The sequence below is a fragment of the Cupriavidus numazuensis genome (assembly GCF_905397435.1).
GTDB lineage: Bacteria > Pseudomonadota > Gammaproteobacteria > Burkholderiales > Burkholderiaceae > Cupriavidus > Cupriavidus numazuensis.
Genome location: NZ_CAJPVI010000003.1, coordinates 1 through 17,972, shown reverse-complemented (window position 1 = coordinate 17,972; position 17,972 = coordinate 1). Strand labels below are relative to the sequence as shown.

The 17,972-nt window shown below is 64.1% G+C and carries 14 protein-coding genes; 2 read left to right on the top strand and 12 right to left on the bottom strand.

Translation table 11 applies throughout. The annotated features are described in order from the left end of the window. Nucleotides 1-6: 6 nt before the first annotated feature. Together ugpA and ugpB are read right to left on the bottom strand one after the other, a co-directional pair. Nucleotides 7-888, bottom strand: a complete 882-nt coding sequence (gene ugpA / locus KHO41_RS03700; RefSeq protein ID WP_211951964.1) for a sn-glycerol-3-phosphate ABC transporter permease UgpA — start codon at nucleotides 886-888, stop codon at nucleotides 7-9. 107 nt (nucleotides 889-995) lie between these two features. Next, entirely contained in the window at nucleotides 996-2,312 is a 1,317-nt protein-coding gene (gene ugpB, locus KHO41_RS03695; protein WP_211951963.1) for a sn-glycerol-3-phosphate ABC transporter substrate-binding protein UgpB, read from the bottom strand. Nucleotides 2,313-2,517: 205 nt separating this feature from the next. On the opposite strand from ugpB, the gene KHO41_RS03690 reads away from it, so the two are divergent. Next, complete coding sequence (locus KHO41_RS03690) at nucleotides 2,518-3,318, top strand: HAD-IIB family hydrolase (protein ID WP_211951962.1); 801 nt, start codon at nucleotides 2,518-2,520, stop codon at nucleotides 3,316-3,318. Nucleotides 3,319-3,375: 57 nt separating this feature from the next. On the opposite strand, the gene ntrC is transcribed toward KHO41_RS03690, so the two are convergent. The 4 genes from ntrC to KHO41_RS03670 all read right to left on the bottom strand — a co-directional run bounded on the left by ntrC (nucleotide 3,376) and on the right by KHO41_RS03670 (nucleotide 8,310). Continuing rightward, nucleotides 3,376-4,923: a nitrogen regulation protein NR(I) gene (gene ntrC, locus KHO41_RS03685; protein WP_211952134.1), complete on the bottom strand. Its 1,548-nt coding sequence runs from the start codon at nucleotides 4,921-4,923 to the stop codon at nucleotides 3,376-3,378. Nucleotides 4,924-5,014: 91 nt separating this feature from the next. Beyond that, nucleotides 5,015-6,196, bottom strand: coding sequence for a nitrogen regulation protein NR(II) (glnL, locus tag KHO41_RS03680; RefSeq protein WP_211951961.1), 1,182 nt, complete (start codon nucleotides 6,194-6,196; stop codon nucleotides 5,015-5,017). 4 nt (nucleotides 6,197-6,200) lie between these two features. Then, nucleotides 6,201-6,767 (bottom strand): DUF4124 domain-containing protein, encoded by a 567-nt coding sequence (locus tag KHO41_RS03675; RefSeq protein WP_211951960.1) that lies wholly within the window; start codon nucleotides 6,765-6,767, stop codon nucleotides 6,201-6,203. 127 nt (nucleotides 6,768-6,894) lie between these two features. Beyond that, the gene (locus KHO41_RS03670) at nucleotides 6,895-8,310 is read right to left on the bottom strand and encodes a 3-hydroxylaminophenol mutase (RefSeq protein WP_211951959.1); all 1,416 of its coding nucleotides are present in this window, start codon (nucleotides 8,308-8,310) and stop codon (nucleotides 6,895-6,897) included. A 514-nt stretch (nucleotides 8,311-8,824) separates the two neighbouring features. Here KHO41_RS03670 and KHO41_RS03665 point away from each other — a divergent pair. Beyond that, nucleotides 8,825-9,289: a rhodanese-like domain-containing protein gene (locus tag KHO41_RS03665; RefSeq protein ID WP_211951958.1), complete on the top strand. Its 465-nt coding sequence runs from the start codon at nucleotides 8,825-8,827 to the stop codon at nucleotides 9,287-9,289. Nucleotides 9,290-9,360: 71 nt separating this feature from the next. Here the strand turns inward: KHO41_RS03665 and KHO41_RS03660 are convergent, their stop codons facing one another. The 6 genes from KHO41_RS03660 to hrpA all read right to left on the bottom strand — a co-directional run. Beyond that, nucleotides 9,361-10,182, bottom strand: a complete 822-nt coding sequence (locus KHO41_RS03660; protein WP_211951957.1) for a competence/damage-inducible protein A — start codon at nucleotides 10,180-10,182, stop codon at nucleotides 9,361-9,363. A gap of 12 nt (nucleotides 10,183-10,194) precedes the next feature. Next, on the bottom strand, nucleotides 10,195-11,070 hold the full coding sequence (locus KHO41_RS03655) for an EI24 domain-containing protein (protein WP_211951956.1): 876 nt from the start codon (nucleotides 11,068-11,070) through the stop codon (nucleotides 10,195-10,197). A 91-nt stretch (nucleotides 11,071-11,161) separates the two neighbouring features. Then, the gene (locus tag KHO41_RS03650; protein ID WP_211951955.1) at nucleotides 11,162-12,136 is read right to left on the bottom strand and encodes a sterol desaturase family protein; all 975 of its coding nucleotides are present in this window, start codon (nucleotides 12,134-12,136) and stop codon (nucleotides 11,162-11,164) included. After that, on the bottom strand, nucleotides 12,136-12,987 hold the full coding sequence (locus tag KHO41_RS03645) for a polysaccharide deacetylase family protein (protein WP_211951954.1): 852 nt from the start codon (nucleotides 12,985-12,987) through the stop codon (nucleotides 12,136-12,138). Before KHO41_RS03645 ends, KHO41_RS03650 begins: the two co-directional genes overlap by 1 nt. Nucleotides 12,988-13,005: 18 nt before the next feature. Beyond that, the gene (locus KHO41_RS03640; protein WP_211951953.1) at nucleotides 13,006-13,992 is read right to left on the bottom strand and encodes a YVTN family beta-propeller repeat protein; all 987 of its coding nucleotides are present in this window, start codon (nucleotides 13,990-13,992) and stop codon (nucleotides 13,006-13,008) included. 149 nt (nucleotides 13,993-14,141) lie between these two features. Continuing rightward, nucleotides 14,142-17,972: ATP-dependent RNA helicase HrpA (gene hrpA / locus KHO41_RS03635; RefSeq protein WP_244873699.1), on the bottom strand; the 3,831-nt coding region annotated here is incomplete at its 5' end.

The window sequence follows — 17,972 nt, the reverse complement described above, 5'->3', positions numbered from 1 at the left end:
GCCTCCTCAGTACTGGACCTTGCGCTCGACGTAGCGGAACTGCACCACAGTCAGCGCGATAACGATCACCATCAGCACCACCGACTGCGCCGCCGAGCCGCCGATATCCATGCCGCGGAAACCATCGTGAAAGACCTTGTAGACCAGCGTATTGGTCGAATTGAACGGGCCGCCGTGCGTAACGGCGTCGATGATCGCGAAGGTATCGAAAAACGCATAGACCACGTTGATGACCATCAGGAAGAACGTGGTCGGCGACAGCAGCGGGAAGATGATCGACCAGAAGCGGCGCCACGGCCCTGCACCGTCGATGGCCGCGGCCTCGATCAGCGAGCGCGGGATGCTCTGCAGCCCCGCCAGGAAGAACAGAAAGTTGTAGCTGATCTGCTTCCATGCGGCGGCCAGCACGACGAGCAGCAGCGCCTGGTTGCCGTCCAGCACGAAGTTCCAGTTCACGCCGAGCCGATGCAGGGCATACGACACCACCCCCAGCGTCGGGTTGAACATGAACATCCACAAGACCCCCGCCACTGCCGGCGCCACCGCATAGGGCCAGATCAGCAATGTCTTGTAGCCGACTGCGCCGCGCACGACGCGGTCGGCGAAATACGCAAGCAGCAGCGCAGTCGACAGTCCAACCACCGTCACGCCGACCGCGAAGATGGCGGTCACCTGGAAGGACTCGACATAGAGCGGGTCATTCCACAGCGTGCGAAAGTTGTCCAGCCCGACGAACTCCAGGTTGATGCCGAAGGCATCCTGCTGGAGCATGGACTGGTACAGCGCCTGCCCGGCCGGCAGGAAGAAGAAAACCAGCGTGATGACGATCTGCGGCAGCACCAGCAGATAAGGCAACCACGGCGAGCGGAAGACGACGCGTTTTTCCATCGGCAGCATTCGTTCGACCGCCGCGCCTGGCGGGGTCGGGGTGAAACCTGTCCGGGGCGGCGCACCATATGCTCGCCACCCCGGAAGCCTGCTCAGTTCGCCTAGGCTTACTCGCGAGCTGTTTTCTGGAAGCGCTCGAGCAGCTCGTTGCCACGCCGCACGGCATCGTCCAGCGCGACCTTGGGCTCCTTCTTGCCGGCCCAGACGGCCTCAAGCTCTTCATCGACCACCGTGCGCACCTGCACCATATTGCCCAGGCGCACGCCCCGCGACTTGTCGGTAGTCTTGACTACCATCTGCTGCACCGACACATCGGCACCCGGGTTCTTGTCGTAGTAGCCTGACTTCCTGGTCAGCTCGTAGGCTGCCATGGTTACCGGCAGATAGCCGGTTGCTTGATGCCAGTCGGACTGGATCTCAGGGCGCGACAGGAACGTGAAGAACTTCGCTACGCCCTTGTACTCCTCGGGCTTCTTGCCGCCCATTACCCACAGCGAGGCGCCGCCGATGATGGTGTTCTGCGGCGCGCCCGGTACGTCCGGATAGTACGGCAGTTGCGACACGGCAAACGCGAACTTGGCGTTCTTGCGGATGTTGGCCAGCGAAGCCGACGACCCCGTGAACATCGCACATTCGCCGTTGTAGAACTTCGCCTGCGACTCGGCCTTGCGGCCGCCGTAGCTGAAGTAGCCCTTCTTCACCATCTCCTGCAGGTTGGAGATGTGCTTCACGTGTAGCGGGCTGTTGAAGACGAGGCGCGTATCGGTGCCCCCGAAGCCATTGTTCTTCGTGGCGTACAGCGTGTTGTGCCAAGCCGAGAAGCTCTCCAGGTGCACCCAGCCCTGCCAGTCGGTCGTATAGGCGCAATTGGTGCCCGACGCCTTGAGCTTGGCCGAATATTGCATCACCTCCGGCCACGTCTTGGGCGGCTTCTCCGGATCAAGACCTGCCTTCTTGAAGGCATCCTTGTTGTAATAGAACACCGTGGTCGAGCTGTTGAACGGGAACGACAGCATCTCGCCCTTCGAGGACGTGTAGTATCCGGCCACGGCCGGGATGTAGGCCTTCTGGTCAAACTTCTCGCCCGCATCCTTCATGACGGCGGAGACTGGCTTGATGGCGCCCTTGGCACTCATCATGGTTGCCGTGCCGACTTCAAAAACCTGCAAGATGGCCGGAGCACCACCCGCGCGGAACGCGGCAATGCCGGCAGCCATGGCCTCGTCGTAGTTGCCCTTGTTGACCGGCACGATCTTGTACTCGGACTGGCTGGCGTTGAACTTGCCGGCGATCTCGTTGACCTTGTCATTGAGGGCGCCCTGCATGGCATGCCACCACTGGATCTCGACCGCTGCCTGGGCGCTGCCTGCCCCGGTAAGGGCGGCCAGCACGGCGATCTTCAGCACACTACGGGAAAAGGACATGGGTGGTCTCTCCTGGTCAGAATTTCCGCTGTATCGGGGAACAAGCGAATTTATGTGCTTTTTATGACAGCGGCATGTTACGCCTGTCGCACCCCGCGCGGCAATTCAGCAAAATCACCAGTACGAGACATATTGCAGTGCAACGTCGATCGGATCTGACCGCAGCGGGTATGGTAGGCGACAAGCGGCAGTACAATCCGCCACCATGCAACCGTTCCAAACCCTGCCCGCCCCCGCCCTGCGCCGCGTGCGCGGGATCCTGACCGACATCGATGGCACCCTGACTACCGGCGGCAGGCTGCCGGCGCGAGCAGCCGTCGCGCTAGAGCAACTCCACCAGGCCGGCCTGCATGTGATCCCGGTCACTGGCCGCTGCATCGCCTGGGCCGAGATTCTGGTGCGCCTATGGCCCGTGGATGCCATCATCGGCGAGAACGGCGCGTTCTATTCCCGCCTGCGCGATGGCCGGTTGTTGACGCGATTTCTCGATGACGCGCCGACGCGCGCCCGCAATCTCGACCGTATCCGCGCCCTGGGCGAGCGCATCGTTCGCGAAGTCCCCGGCAGCGCGCTCGCCTCTGACCAGGCATGGCACGCGGCCGACCTGGCGATCGACCATGCCGAGGATGTCACGCCGCTGCCGCCCGATGCGGTTTCCCATATCGTCCGGCTCATGCAAGACGAGGGCATGACGGCGACAGTTAGCTCCATCCACGTCAACGGCTGGTTCGGCCAGCACGACAAGCTCAGCATGAGCCGCCTGTGCGCCGCGGAACTGCTCGGCGAAGACCTCGACATCCAGCGCGAGGAATGGCTGTTCATCGGCGACTCGGCCAACGATGCGAGCATGTTCGCCCATTTCCCGCTGTCGGTCGGCGTGGCCAACGTGCGCGAGATACTGCCGCAATTGCCGGTGGCGCCGGCCTACGTGACCGAGGCCGCCGGCGGCGATGGATTCGCCGAGATGGTCGAGCAATTGCTTGCAGCGCGCTCGGATCGTGCATAGCAAGAGAAAAAGGCCGGGGCGAACCCGGCCTTTTTGTTGAAAGCCATCATCGGTGGCTTAGTCGAAGCCCAGTTCCTGCAGCTTGCGCGTGATGGTATTGCGTCCGATGCCCAGACGCGTGGCAGCCTCCACGCGGCGGCCTCGCGTCACGCCGAGCGCAGCTTCCAGCACGGCCTTTTCGAAACGCCGCGTCAGCACGTCCATGACTTCCGGCTGGCCGGACTCCAGCATCGCCTTGGCCTCGCCAGCCAGCAAGTTTTCCCATCCGGCCGCAAGCGACGAAGGTGCTGGCATCGAGGTCGCCGTGGCCGGCCTCACCGCGGTCATGGTTTCCGCCTCGGCGACCGGCATGGCCAGTCCGCCGTAATCGGAAAGATCATGGCCGCCCTCGAAATCAGCCGATGGCATTCGCGCCTCGACCGCACGCGGCACCGGCGCGCTTTCCGCACTGCCAGTCCCGATCATTTCGCGCGGCAAGTCCTTGACCTCGATGGTCTGGGCCGGCGCCATCACGGTAAGCCAGTTGCAAAGGTTCTCGAGCTGGCGCACGTTGCCAGGGAACGGCAGCGTGCTCACGTACACCAGCGCCTCGTCGGACATGCGCTTGGGCTCCACGCCCAGCTCCTTCGCACTCTTCTGCAGGAAATGGCGCGCCAGCAGCGTGATGTCCTCCGGACGTTCGCGCAGCGGCGGCAGGCGCAGCCGGATCACGTTCAGGCGGTGGAACAAGTCCTCGCGGAACAGGCCTTCCTTGACGCGCAGTTCCAGGTTCTGGTGCGTGGCGGCAATCACGCGCACATTGGCGCGCAGCGGATTGTGCCCGCCCACGCGATAGAAATTCCCGTCGGACAGCACGCGCAGCAGCCGGGTCTGCAGGTCGAACGGCATGTCGCCGATTTCATCGAGGAACAGCGTACCGCCCTCGGCCTGCTCGAAACGACCGCGACGCATGGTCTGTGCGCCCGTGAACGCGCCGCGCTCGTGCCCGAACAGTTCGGATTCGAGCAGGTCCTTCGGGATGGCGGCCGTATTCAGCGCGATGAACGGGCCATTTGCACGCGGGCTGTGCTTGTGCAGCGCACGCGCCACCAGTTCCTTGCCGGTGCCGGACTCGCCGGTAATCATCACCGTCACGTTCGATTGCGACAGGCGGCCGATCGCGCGGAACACGTCCTGCATCGCGGGGGCCTGACCCAGGATTTCCGGCGCATCGACAAGCCGGTCGTCCAACTCTTCCTCGCGCAGACTTTCTTCCAGCGCGCGGCGAATCAGTTCGACCGCCTTGTCGACATCGAACGGCTTGGCCAGATATTCGAAGGCTCCGCCCTGGAACGCCGCCACGGCACTGTCCAGGTCCGAATAAGCCGTCATGATGATGACCGGCAGGCCCGGATGTTTGGCCTTGATAGCCTGCAGCAGATCGAGGCCCGAGCCGCCGGGCATGCGGATATCCGATATCAGGACCTGCGGAACATCGTCTTCCAGCGCCGCAAGTGCGTCGCGGACATTGGTAAAGCTGCGGGAGAGCAGGCTTTCACGGGCCAGGGCCTTTTCAAGTACCCAGCGGATTGATTGATCGTCGTCGACTATCCAGATCGGCTTCATGTGCGTCGCTTGTCTGCTCGGTGTCATTTGGTCTTCCGCATGCCCGGCCTGGCGGCAAGTGCAACGATCGATCGCGGATGCCGGCGGAAAGCTAGTGCAGCGGCAGCAGGATGCGGAAGTCGGTACAGCCCGGCCTGCTCTCGCATTCGATCAAGCCCTCGTGCTGCTGCACGAAGGTTTGAGCGAGTGTGAGACCGAGTCCGCTGCCGCCGTCCCTACCCGAAACCAGCGGATAGAAGATGCGTTCGCGGATGTCATCGGGAATCCCCGGGCCGTTGTCGATCACATGCAAGTCCAATGCCAGCTTGAACAAGCGCTTGGCGATCGTGACCTGGCGCGCGACCCGCGTGCGCAGAATGATCTGCGCATCGCCGCGCGCAATGCGCTCGGCCAATGCCTGGGCTGCGTTATGGACGATATTGAGCACGGCCTGGATCAGCTGTTCCATGTCGCCGCGCAGTTCGGGCAAGCTGGCATCGTAATCGCGCTCGATGTCCAGCCCGTTGGGGAACTCGGCCAGCACGACCGAACGCACGCGCTCGAGCACCTCGTGGATGTTCAGGCTCGACACGATATGCGGATGGCGGTGCGGCTCCAGCAGCCGGTCCACCAGCGTCTGCAGCCGGTCCGACTCCTTGATGATGACCTGCGTGTACTCGCGCAGTGCCCGTTCGGGCAGCTCGAACTCGAGCAGTTGTGCCGCGCCGCGAATGCCGCCCAGCGGGTTTTTGATCTCATGCGCAAGATTGCGGATCAATTCCTTGTTGGCGGACGTCAGGTCGAGAATGCGCTCTTCCCTGTCGCTGCGAACCTTCTGCTCGTTGGGCAGAATCTCCACCAGCACGGTATCGCTAAACGCCTCCAGCGCGCCGATAACCACGTGCGCGTGGATGGGCTCCTGCAAAGGCGGGCGCAGCACCAGGTCCTGGCGCCGCACGTCGAACTGGCGTGAGATCACCGTGTCGATCATGCCCTGCAGCTCTTCGGACTGTCCGAACAGGTCCGACAACGACAACTCCACCATCGCCTTGCGCGACACCGCGAAAGTCGATTCGGCCGCCGGATTGGCATATGCCACGCGCAACTCCGGCTGCCTGACCAACAGTACCGGGTTAGCGATGACATCGAGGCCAGCATGCAGCGCCACCGCGCCTAGTGGCAACACCTGACCGCTGCCCGGGCCATTCACAGGTTGAGTCTGGCCGGCAGTGTCGCCGCCGGCGCCATCGGCGCCACCGCTCCTGCGCGACACGCTGCGAATCAGGCGACGCATAAGACTAGTCCTTCAAGTTGGAAAGCTCACGGCGCAACGACGCCGCGTTGGCTTCGCTGCGAGCGATGTCATCGCGCATCGCTGCCGTGCGATCCAGATACTTCTGATAATTCCGTTCGTTGCCCTGCCGCTCGGGCTGGCCATTGTTGTACTCGGCCCGCAGCGTTGCGAGCTTGGCATCCTCGGCCTGCAGTTCCTGCTCCAGCACGGTGCGCCGCTCGCTGTCACGGCTCTTCTGCGTGGCGCTGTCCACCCGAGGGAAGCCGGTAGTGGACGCCGTCGCTGCCGGCGCCGCAGCGGTCTTTGCCGGCGCCGTGGTGCGCCCGCCTGGCACGGAGACCACATCGGGCAGGTTCAGCCGCTTGCAGCCCTTGCCGGCGTTGCCGTTGCGATATTCCGGCACGCCATTCGGGCCGACACAGACATAGACGTCGGAGGACTGCGCCTGTGCAGTCTGGCTCCACGCGGATGCCAGCAGCACTGCGGCAGACACCAGGATGGGGAGTCGGACACGGGATTGGTGCAGCAGCTTGTCCAGCTGGGCCACGGGCGGAAACGCGTTCATGAACATCAGCGATAGGGTTGAACGGAAAGCCCCATTCTAGCCATCAAAAGAAAAAGGGACAGCCAAAGCCGCCCCTTGATGGTGCTACTGTTGCCCGACCACAACCTGTCGTCATCGCCGGGCAACAACTCGCTTACAGCGAGTAATACATTTCGAACTCGATCGGGTGAGTCGTCATGCGGAAGCGAGTGACTTCTTCCATCTTCAGTTCGATGTAGGCATCGAGCATGGAGTTGGAGAACACGCCGCCGCGGGTCAGGAACTCACGGTCGTTGTCGAGGTATTCCAGCGACTGGTCAAGGCTGTTGCAGACGGTCGGGATCTTTGCATCCTCTTCCGGCGGCAGGTCGTACAGGTTCTTGTCGGCAGCTTCGCCCGGGTGGATCTTGTTCATCACGCCATCCAGACCGGCCATCAGCAGTGCCGAGAAGCCCAGGTACGGGTTCATCAGCGGATCCGGGAAGCGGGTCTCGATACGGCGGCCCTTCGGGTTGGCAACGTACGGAATACGGATCGAGGCCGAACGGTTGCGGGCCGAGTAGGCCAGCTTCACCGGCGCTTCGAAGCCCGGCACCAGACGCTTGTACGAGTTCGTACCCGGGTTGGTGATGGCGTTCAGCGCGCGAGCGTGCTTGATGATGCCGCCGATGTAGTACAGCGCGAATTCCGACAGGCCGGCGTAGCCGTTGCCCGCGAACAGGTTCTGGCCGTCCTTCCACACGGACTGGTGCACGTGCATGCCCGAGCCGTTGTCGCCGACGATGGGCTTCGGCATGAACGTGGCGGTCTTGCCGTAGGTGTGGGCGACGTTCTGGATCACGTACTTCTGCAGCTGGGTCCAGTCGGCGCGTTGCACCAGCGTGCTGAAGCGCGTGCCGATTTCGTTCTGGCCCTGGCCAGCCACTTCGTGGTGGTGCACTTCAACGGGAATGCCCAGCGATTCGAGGATCAGGCACATTTCCGAACGCATGTCCTGGAACGTGTCGATCGGGGCAACCGGGAAGTAGCCGCCCTTCTTGCCCGGACGGTGGCCCGAGTTGCCGTGTTCGAATTCCTTGCCCGACGACCACGGGGCTTCTTCGGAATGCACCTTCACGAAGCAGCCTTGCATGTCGACGTTCCAGGTCACGCCGTCGAAGATGAAGAACTCGGGTTCCGGACCGAAGAAGGCGGTGTCGCCCAGGCCGGTGCTCTTCAGGTAGGCTTCAGCGCGCTTGGCGATGGAACGCGGGTCGCGGTCATAGCCCTTGCCATCCGACGGCTCGACCACGTCGCAGGTCAGCACCAGCGTCGGCTCTTCGTAGAACGGGTCGATGAAGGCGGTGTTCGAATCCGGCATCAGCAGCATGTCCGAAGCCTCGATACCCTTCCAGCCAGCGATGGACGAACCGTCGAAGGCATGGCCGCTTTCGAACTTGTCGTCGTCGAAATGCGAGGTCGGCACCGAAACGTGTTGCTCCTTGCCTTTGGTATCGGTGAAACGGAAATCGACGAACTTGACGTCGTTTTCCTTCACAAGCTTCATCACATCTGCAACGCTTTGGGCCATGCCAATCTCCTGAAATTCGGCTGAAGTCTAGAAAGCCATTCGTGGGCCGGTCATCGCGTCAACGGCAAAGTGCTGAGCCTCACGGCCGCTGTGCCCGCGCGATTCCTTGCCCTGAAAAGGACGAGGAATGTTAGCAGAAAGCATGCCAAGGAAATGCCTGCCGCATTGCCGCCGTCCCGAAAAAAGTGCGGAGCCAAGGCCCGCGCACCGCCGCAGGGTCACGTCGATGGATGGCCTCCGGACCCCCTCATGACAACGTGATCCCGACGCAACAGAAAGTCGGACAAGTGCTCCACCCATAAAACACCATAAGGGTGCATACATCAAGATTCAGCACCTTATTGGTGCGCATGCACCAAACGTGTTCATTCCGCACCGCAAACGCCCCACTCCGCCTCTTTGCCTCTGCGCAACCGACGAATCGACCTGCCAGCAACGATGGTCATTGGCGGGGCGCGCTATAGAATAACGGTTTGGCAGCTCCGCCATTCCAACTACCAATCTTGTCAGCCAGATGACCACCCGAGACGAACTCCTCAAGACTGCGCAACAGCGCCAGCAACAGAACCAGCTTCCCTATTTCGGCGCCCTGTCGCCCGTGGAAGCCTTCGCGCTGCTGCAGAGCGATCCGTCGGCCGTGCTGGTCGACGTGCGCACGCAGGCCGAGCTCGACTGGGTCGGCGGCGTCGACCTGCCCGATGCGCAATTCGCCCACGTCGAGTGGATGTCCTATCCCGGCGGCGCGCAGAACGCGCGCTTTGTCGAAGAGCTGAAGGCGCGCGTGCCGGCCGATGCGCCGGTGCTGTTCCTGTGCCGCAGCGCCGCGCGCTCCAAGCACGCCGCCCGTGTCGCGACCCAAGCCGGCTACCAGTACGCAATGGACGTGCTCGAAGGATTTGAAGGCAACCGCGACGACAACCACCACCGCAAGACCGTCGAAGGCTGGTGCGTACGCGGCCTGCCTTGGCACGGCGCCTGAAGCGCGCAGGCGCAGAAGCGCAAAATGAAACAGGGGCCCGCGCGGCCCCTGTTTTTTTGTCTCGGAACGACTCAGCGCGCAGCGTCCGCGCTGGCCTGCTCCACCGTCTCGAAACCCATACCGCGCACCCCTTCGAGCAGCATGGCATATGCCGGCGCGACCTGCTCAGCGGCACCCTTCACGCCAAGATCGATATGGCGCCGTGCAAAGATCTCGCCGCGCTGCGCATCGCCTACAGATGGCAGGCTGAATACCCTGATCCCGGGAAAAGCCGCCTCGACCCGCTCCATCAGCGGCGTCAGCGTCGATTCCGGCGCCTCGAACACGTAGAACGCCCGCTCCTGCTGGCCAGCCTGGTGGAACAGGTGGGCATAGGCATGGTCCAGTACCCATTCCATCATCGGCCATGCCATGACCGGAAAGCCCGGCATGAAATGGTGGTCGGCCACCGAGAACCCAGGGATCCGGTTGTAGCTGTTCGGGATGATGCGCGCGCCCTCGGGAAACTCCCCCATCTTGAAGCGATGCTGATTCTCGGGCAGGTTGAGGTCACCTTTAACCGGATCGCCCTGCGCGGTTTCGGCAATCCGCAGCGCGATCTGCTCGCGCGCCTCGGGATGCAATACCAGCGGCACGCCGAGCGCGGCGGCCGCGCACTGGCGCGTATGGTCGTCGGGCGTCGCGCCGATACCGCCCGTGCAGAACACCACATCCGGGCCCGCCAGAGTGCGGCGCAGCGTGGCCGTGATGCTGTCGCGGTCATCGCCGACATACTGGGCCCAGTCCAGCTTGAGCCCGCGGTCGCCCAGCAGCTCGATGGCGCGGCGCAGGTGCTTGTCCTCTCGCCGCCCGGAAAGTATTTCGTCGCCAATGACGATCAGGCCAAAACCCATGATGCCCCCGCTTCAGGAATGTTCAATGCGGCGCACGTCCGACGGCGCCAGATCAATAACGTCGCCGGCCGGCGCCGCAGGCGGCGCTGCCGAGGCTCGTTCGGCGCGCAGCTGCGCTAGCGCACGCAGGCAGAAATGGCCGAACCACAGTGCCGAGAAAATGAAGATCAGCACGTACAGCCACAGCGTGCCCGCCAGCACGAACGGAAACAGGAAAATGACCGCGGCCGAGGACACCCACAGCAGCGTCGGCGCCGAGCCCAGCAGCCCCACGACGACACCAATCGTCAGCAGCGGGACACGATGGCGCTGCATCAGCGTCTTGCGCTCTTCGGCGCTCGCGTGATCAGCCAGCGCGTCATAGGTCATCACGCGGTAGGTCAGCCAGCCCCACAGCACGGGCGGAATCAGTGCAAAGAACAGCGGCATCAGCCACAACGGCAACGTCACCAGCACCAGGACCAGGAACACCACCGTACTGCCGAGCGACTGGAACACGCTGCCCATGACGCTGCCACCGCGCTTCTTGGCCAGGTCCGGGTAGCTGCGCTCGAGATGGCGCACCACCGCGGGCACCGAAAACAGGCTGATGAACAGCAGCATCGATGCAATGACCAGCGGCACCGCCAGCGCGACCACGAACAGGGGCGCCACCACGGCGCGCATCGACTGCAGTCCAAACCAGTCCAGCGTGCCGTAGATCCAGCTGGTGAGCACGGAAGTCTCAAGGAACGACCGCATGGCGCCCATGATCGGGTCCCAGCCCCACCAGAGCAGGCCGCCCCAGAGCGCCGTGGCAAGGAGGAAAGGCAGGACCGTCAGCATCAGCATGCGCGGATGCAGCTGGCTCACGAGCGCGCGGCCAAACGAGCGAAAAAGATCGTTCATGCAGGATATCGGAATAGAACAGTGCAATGCGCCTGCAAAAGCACGCGCACCGGAACACTAGCATACGCCGCCTGGATCGCGGCGTGTCGGCTCAGCCGAGGCGCAGCAGGCGCTTGATGCCGTACCACTGCTGGGCCAGCAGCCCCGCGCCGTAGTCGCGGCCCTTGCCCGTCGGCGGCGGCATCTGGTCGCGAATGCCGGTCGGATGGTACGCCGGCGTGAAGACGGCCGTGCCGAACAGCATGTCCCACCATGGGAAGATCACGCCGTAGTTGCAGCCGCCGAGACGTGCCGGCACGCCAGCCGCCTCATGCCCGATGCCCACGGCATGGTGCGTGCGGTGAAAGCGCGGCGAGACCAGCAGGCGTTCGCCGAACGCGCCGAAGTGCAGGCGCAGGTTGGCATGTTGAAGGCTCTGCAGCAGCTGCGACAGCGCCACCAGCAGCACGTATTGAGACGGCTCCACGCCTACCGCAATGGCGACCACGGCGAACACGAAATCGCGCAGCATGTCGTCGAGCAGATGGTTGCGGTTGTCGCTCCAGAGCGTCATCTGGCGCTGGCTGTGATGCACCGCGTGCAGGCTCCACCACCAGCGGTAGGTGTGCGACAGCCGGTGGTACCAGTAGTCGAGCAGGTCGAACAGCAGCAGGTAAACGAAGAAGCTGACCAGCGGGATCGACGTCACGCCGGGCCACCAGTCCTCCACGTTTACACGCTGCCAGCCGAACAGCCGCAGATGGCCTTCGAGCGCATCGGTCAGCGGCGCCAGCATAAAGAACATCGCCAACCGGAACAGGCCGAGACGGTGGATCAGCGTGTAGAGGATGTCAGTGCGGATCCCGGCGCGATCGGTGACCGGCTCGACCGGGCGCAGCTTTTCCAACGGGCCCAGAATCAGCACCATCACGGCAATCTGCACCAGCCCCACAAGCAGCCATTCGGTGCCGGTGAACGCATCTTCCGCATAGCCGCCGAAGCCCAGGTTGTAGACAAGCGGCAGCACCACGTCCTGGAACAACGTGCCTTCGAGTTGGGCAATCCACCCGTTGAGGGTTTCCCACATCAGCGCTTGCCCTCCTTGTGCGCTCCCTGTCCGGCCGTGGCGATCCAGTTCCGGTAAGCCGGGTGCTCGCGCAGCGTGGCGAAACAGAAGCCCTTGCGTTCCAGCCCCGTGATCAGCGGCTCGAGCACGCCGGGTGCCCACGGATCCTTGCGTGACCAGATGCCGAGGTGCGCCATAGTGATGTCGCCGTCGCGCAGGTCGCGCAGCGCGCGTGCGAGCAGCGCTTGGTTCGGATAGCGCTCCGATGACAATTCGTCACCGAGAAAACCGGCCGGCGCCCAGCCCACATGCCTGAACCCGCATTGCTCGGCCCACTGCAGCGTTTGGGGCGCGGTGCGCCCGCCCGGCGCGCGCCAGAGCGGCACCATGTCGACACCCGTCATGCCGCGCAGCGCCTGGGCACTGCGTTGCAGCTCGCGGCAAAAACCGTTGGCGTCCGTGGCGACATCCTTGCCGGCATCGGCGCCAAACTGCGGTCGCATGGTCACCTTGCCGTCGCGCACGCTGCGCAGATAGACATGATCGTACGTATGCGTGCCGAATGCATGGCCATCCGCCGCCAGCGCCTTCCAGTATGGCGCCCAGCCGGCCTCGAGCGAGCTGTCCTTGTTGATGGTCGGCTCGTTGGCCAGGAAGAATGTGGCCTTGATATGGTGGCGGCGCAGCGTATCGGCAATCAACTGGGCCTGGCTCATGCTGCCCGTATCGAAGGTCAGGTACAGCGTGCCGGCCCGGCAGGCCTGGCCTGGCGCCGAGGCGGCGTCAGCAGCATGCAAACCTGTCACAGGCGCGGCCGTTGCCGCGATGGCGGCGATCAGCCACTTCAAGCGAGACACGATGGACTTGCTCATGATCCTGCCCTGCCGTCGTCAGTAAAGCGGCGCCCGGGTGCGGAAATAAATCCCGTGGGGCGAACGGCCCACGCGGATGGTTTTCACCAGCTTGCGGTTGGCCACGTCGATCAGGCCGACCGCGCGTGCCCAGCGGAACGTCACCCACAGCGTCTTGCCGTCGGCAGTCAGTTCCATGTCGTCCGGGCCAGGCGGCAGGCCGGTGATCTCGCCCACCTTGGTCAGCGTCTGCTGGTCGATGATGCTGATGCTGCCCGATACGCGGTTGCTCAGGAACAGGTGACGCTTGTCGCCGATTGCACGGAAGTTGTGCGCGCCCTTGCCGGTCTGGATCTGCTTGACGATGGTCCGCGTGCGCCAGTCGATCACCGCGACATAGTCGGCGCCCGTCATGCCCACCAGCAGGTAGCGCTGGTCCGGCGTGACCCAGATGCCCGCCGGCGCCGAGCCCGCGTCCATGCGCCACATTACGTTCTGCGTGACGAGGTCGATTGCGACCACCTCGTTGGAATCCTGCAGCGTGATGAACGCGATACGGCTGTCGGCGGTATAGGCGATATGGCTCGGCGTCTTGGCCAGCGGAAACTGCTTGGCGATCTTGAGCGCCTTGCCGTCCCAGCGGTAGAGGTCGACGCGGTCAAGCCGGTTGCCGGTGGCAATGAACCACTTCTGATCCGGCGAAAAGCCGATCTGGTACGGATCGTCGATGTTCGGCACGCGCTGCTGCACCTTGCCGGTCACCGGGTCGAGGAAAACGAGGTCATTGCCCACCGCGTTCGCCACGATCAGGGACTTGTCGTCCGGCGTGGCGATCAGGTGGTGAGGCTCCTTGCCGATCGGGAAGGTCTCCAGCACCTTCTGCGAGTCCTTGTCGATCAGCGTGACGGTGGCATCACCCGAATTGAGCACCACCACGACTTCCGCCGAGGCCGGCGACGCCATCAACCCCAGGGCCAGGGAGCCGACCGTCAACACACCAGCAACAACACGACGCAACACGAGCATAAGTCCAGTCAATCCATAGGCGGAATCGCACATTCTAACGTTTCGGATCGACGCCACGATGACCGGCGAACTGATCATGGACAAGTCTTTCACAATTCGTTACACATCTTTGTGCTGTTCTTGTCCCATTGGCTTGGTCCTGCAGCGATTTACCGCTGGATCGCCTCCCAGACCTTCTGCAACCGCTTGACCGACATCGGCACCGGCGTGCGCAGTTCCTGGGCAAACAGCGCAATGCGCAGCTCTTCCAGCATCCAGCGGAACTCCTCCAGCCTGGCATCGGCGCCGCCCTTGCCCTGCGTGCGCAACTGCTTTTCCGCGCGCTGCCATTGCTGCAGCAGCGGCATCATTTCCTGCGTGCGCTGCGTGTCGCGTGTCGGGTCGCCCTTGAGCTTGTCCACGCGCATGGCGATGCCCTTCAGGTAGCGCGGGAAATGCACGAGCTGCGTGTACGGCGTGTCGATGATGAACTGCTTGCCCATCAGGCGACCGAGTTGCGCTTCCATGTCGGCGTAGGCCGTGCCGAAAGGCTTGGCCTGCAGCAGCTTGCGCGGCAGTCCGGCGTACTCGGCCAGGATGGTGCCCGCCAGCCGCGCGATCTCCTGTGCGAGCAGCGACAACCGTGCCCGGCCCTCCTCCTTGCGCGCGGTGAACTCGGCGTCGTTGCGCGGCAGCGGCGCCTGCAGGCAAGCCCGTTCGAGCGCCAGCAGCACGATCTGCTCGCGCAGCATCTCCTGCGTGCCGAGCGTCATGTACTGCATCGCCATCTGCTGCAGGCCGGGGATGTTTTTCTCGATGAACTTGACCTGCTCGCGCAACTGCAGTGCGAACAGCCGGCGCAGGCCCGCCTGGTGGATGCGCTCTGCCTCTTGCGGATCGTCGAACACCTCGACGTCGCAATGCGTGCCTTTGTCCACGAGCGCCGGGTAGCCGAACAGCGTCTGGTTGCCCTTGCGGATTTCGAGCAGCTCGGGCAGCTCGCCGAACGACCAGGACGTCAAACCCTCGTACTGTCCGGCTTCGGCCGCCGGCACGTCGCGCGCGGCAATGTTCTGGAACGACTGCTGCGCCTGGCCGCCGAGTTCGGCGCGAAGCTGCGCCAGGTTGCGCCCCATGTCCAGCTGGCGGCCGTGCTCGTCAACCACCTTGAAATTCATGAAGTGGTGTGCGGACAGTGTCTCCGGCTTGAAATCGGCGCGCCGCACCATCGTGCCGGTCTGCTCGCGGATATCGGCGATCAGCACATCGGTCAGCTCGCCCTCGCCGAACGGTTGCCGCGCGACGAAGCCAGCAGCGTAGTCCGGCAGCGGCACGCAATGGCGGCGCAGCTTTTGCGGGAGCGACTTCAGCAGCAGGTGGACCTTTTCCTTGATCATGCCCGGCACCAGCCATTCGGTGCGCTCCGGGCGAACCTGGTTTAGCGCATACAGCGGCACGGCCAGCGTGACGCCGTCGCGGTGGCTGCCCGGTTCAAAGTGATACGTCAGTCCCATGTCGACGCCAGCCACGGACATGGTCTTGGGGAACAGGTCAGTGGTGATGCCAGCTGCCTCGTGCCGCATCAGCTCATCGCGGTTGAGGTAGAGCAGCTTGCGGTCCTTCGCGCTTTCGGTCTGGTACCACTGCTCGAACGCGGTCTGCTGGCAGACGTCGGCAGGAATTGCGCGGTCGTAGAACGCGTAGATCAGTTCGTCATCGACCAGCACGTCCTGGCGGCGCGACTTGTGTTCGAGATTCTCGATCTCGCGCACCAGCCGCTGGTTATGCGCATAGAACGGCAACCGCGTGTCGAACTCACCCTCGACCAGCGCGCGGCGGATGAAGATCTCGCGCGCTTCCGTCGGGTTCATCGGCCCGTAGTGCACGCGGCGGTGCTGGTACACGACCAGCCCGTAGAGCGTCGCGCGCTCCATCGCAAGCACCTGCCCCGCCTTCTTTTCCCAGTGCGGATCGCTCCAGCTCACCTTGAGCAGGTGGCGGCCCACCTGCTCCAGCCATTCCGGCTCGATGCGCGCAAGGGTTCGCGCGAACAGCCGGCTGGTCTCGACCAGTTCGGCGGCCATGAGCCAGCGCCCCACCTTGCGCGCAATCAGCGAGCCCGGCCACAGGTGGAACTTGATGCCACGCGCGCCAAGATACTCGCGGCCCTTGCCGTCGCTGTCCTCGATCCGGCAGCCGATATTGCCGAGCAGGCCGGTCAGCAGCGCCTTGTGCAACTGTTCGAATGTCGGCTCGCTGTCGTTCAGGCGCCAGCCCTGTTCGGTCACCGTGGTCAGGAGCTGCGAATGCACGTCACGCCACTCGCGCAGCCGCACATGCGACAGGAAGCTCGCACGGCATTGGTCCTGCAGCTGCTTGTTCGACTTCTTGTGCGCCACGGCCTCTTCGAACCATTTCCAGAGCTTGACCCAGCCCAGGAACTCGGACTTCTCGTCCATGAACTTGCGATGCGCCTGGTCGGCCGCCTCCTGCGCCTCCTGCGGACGCTCGCGCGGGTCCTGCACCGACAGCGCGCTCGCGATCACCAGCACCTCGCGCAGGCATTGGTGCTCGCGCGCGGCCAGGATCATGCGTGCCACGCGCGGGTCCAGCGGCAGCTTGGCAAGTTGCCGGCCAGTGCCGGTGAGCTGGTTGGCATCGTCGACCGCACCGAGTTCCTGCAGCAACTGGTAGCCGTCGGCAACGGCGCGGCCCAGCGGCGGCTCGATGAACGGGAACGATTCGATCTCCGTGAGCCGCAGCGCCTTCATGCGCAGGATGACGGCCGCCAGCGACGAGCGCAGGATTTCCGGATCCGTAAAGCGCACGCGGCCCTGGAAGTCCGATTCCTCATAGAGCCGGATGCAAACCCCGTCGGCGACACGCCCGCAACGGCCCGCGCGCTGGTTAGCCGCAGCCTGCGAAACCGACTCGATCTGGAGCTGTTCGACCTTGTTGCGGTAGGAATAGCGCTTGACGCGCGCGAGCCCGGTGTCGACCACATAGCGGATGCCCGGCACCGTCAGCGAGGTCTCGGCGACGTTGGTCGCGAGCACGATGCGGCGCGCGTTCGACGGCCTGAACACGCGCTCCTGCTCCTGCACCGACAGCCGCGCGAACAGCGGCAGGATTTCCGTGTGCGGCGGATGATGCTTGCGCAGCGCCTCGGCGGTCTCGCGGATCTCCCGCTCGCCGGGCAGGAACACCAGCACGTCGCCGGGGCCGAGCCGGGAAAGTTCATCCACGGCATCGACGATGCCGTCGTACAGGTCGCGCTCGCGCGCCTGTGCACTCTTCGGCGGAGCGTCGGCGGGCTTGTCCTGCTGGATCGGCCGGTAGCGGATCTCCACCGGATACAGGCGCCCGCTTACCTCGATCACCGGAGCCGGCTTGCCGTTGGCAGCGAAATGCGTGGCGAAGCGCTGCGCATCGATCGTGGCCGACGTGATGATGACCTTGAGGTCGGGGCGCTTCGGCAGTATCTGCTTCAGGTAGCCGATCAGGAAGTCGATGTTGAGGCTGCGTTCGTGCGCCTCGTCGATGATGATCGTGTCATACGCGCGCAGCAGCGGATCGTTCTGTGTCTCCGCGAGCAGGATACCGTCGGTCATCAGCTTGACCGAGGCACCGGCGGACAGCGCGTCGTTAAACCGCACCTGGTAGCCCACGTGCTCGCCCACCGGCGAACCGAGTTCCTGCGCGATACGCTTGGCGGTCGAAGTGGCAGCAATACGCCGTGGCTGGGTGTGGCCGATCAGCCCGCCGCCTTCGCGGCCGGGCCCGCGTCCGATCGACAGGCAGATCTTCGGGAGCTGCGTGGTCTTGCCCGAACCGGTCTCGCCGGACACGATGACGACCTGGTTGGCCTGCAGCGCCGCGGCAATCTCGTCGCGGCGGGCAGAAACCGGCAGCGCCTCCGGGAACGTGATCGGCGGCAGCGGATTGGCCTGGCGCGGCGGCCGTGGCGGGCGCGCGCGCCTGGCCGCCGCCTCGCCGCCGGG

Bases quoted from the DNA above. Each gene is read 5' to 3' on its own strand.
- KHO41_RS03690 (WP_211951962.1), top strand. From the start codon at position 2,518: ATGCAACCGTTCCAAACCCTGCCCGCCCCCGCCCTGCGCCGCGTGCGC.
- KHO41_RS03660 (WP_211951957.1), bottom strand. From the start codon at position 10,182: ATGGGTTTTGGCCTGATCGTCATTGGCGACGAAATACTTTCCGGGCGG.
- ugpB (WP_211951963.1), bottom strand. From the start codon at position 2,312: ATGTCCTTTTCCCGTAGTGTGCTGAAGATCGCCGTGCTGGCCGCCCTT.
- KHO41_RS03655 (WP_211951956.1), bottom strand. From the start codon at position 11,070: ATGAACGATCTTTTTCGCTCGTTTGGCCGCGCGCTCGTGAGCCAGCTG.
- glnL (WP_211951961.1), bottom strand. From the start codon at position 6,196: ATGCGTCGCCTGATTCGCAGCGTGTCGCGCAGGAGCGGTGGCGCCGAT.
- KHO41_RS03675 (WP_211951960.1), bottom strand. From the start codon at position 6,767: ATGTTCATGAACGCGTTTCCGCCCGTGGCCCAGCTGGACAAGCTGCTG.
- KHO41_RS03650 (WP_211951955.1), bottom strand. From the start codon at position 12,136: ATGTGGGAAACCCTCAACGGGTGGATTGCCCAACTCGAAGGCACGTTG.
- ugpA (WP_211951964.1), bottom strand. From the start codon at position 888: ATGGAAAAACGCGTCGTCTTCCGCTCGCCGTGGTTGCCTTATCTGCTG.
- ntrC (WP_211952134.1), bottom strand. From the start codon at position 4,923: ATGAAGCCGATCTGGATAGTCGACGACGATCAATCAATCCGCTGGGTA.
- KHO41_RS03645 (WP_211951954.1), bottom strand. From the start codon at position 12,987: ATGAGCAAGTCCATCGTGTCTCGCTTGAAGTGGCTGATCGCCGCCATC.
- KHO41_RS03670 (WP_211951959.1), bottom strand. From the start codon at position 8,310: ATGGCCCAAAGCGTTGCAGATGTGATGAAGCTTGTGAAGGAAAACGAC.
- KHO41_RS03665 (WP_211951958.1), top strand. From the start codon at position 8,825: ATGACCACCCGAGACGAACTCCTCAAGACTGCGCAACAGCGCCAGCAA.
- KHO41_RS03640 (WP_211951953.1), bottom strand. From the start codon at position 13,992: ATGCTCGTGTTGCGTCGTGTTGTTGCTGGTGTGTTGACGGTCGGCTCC.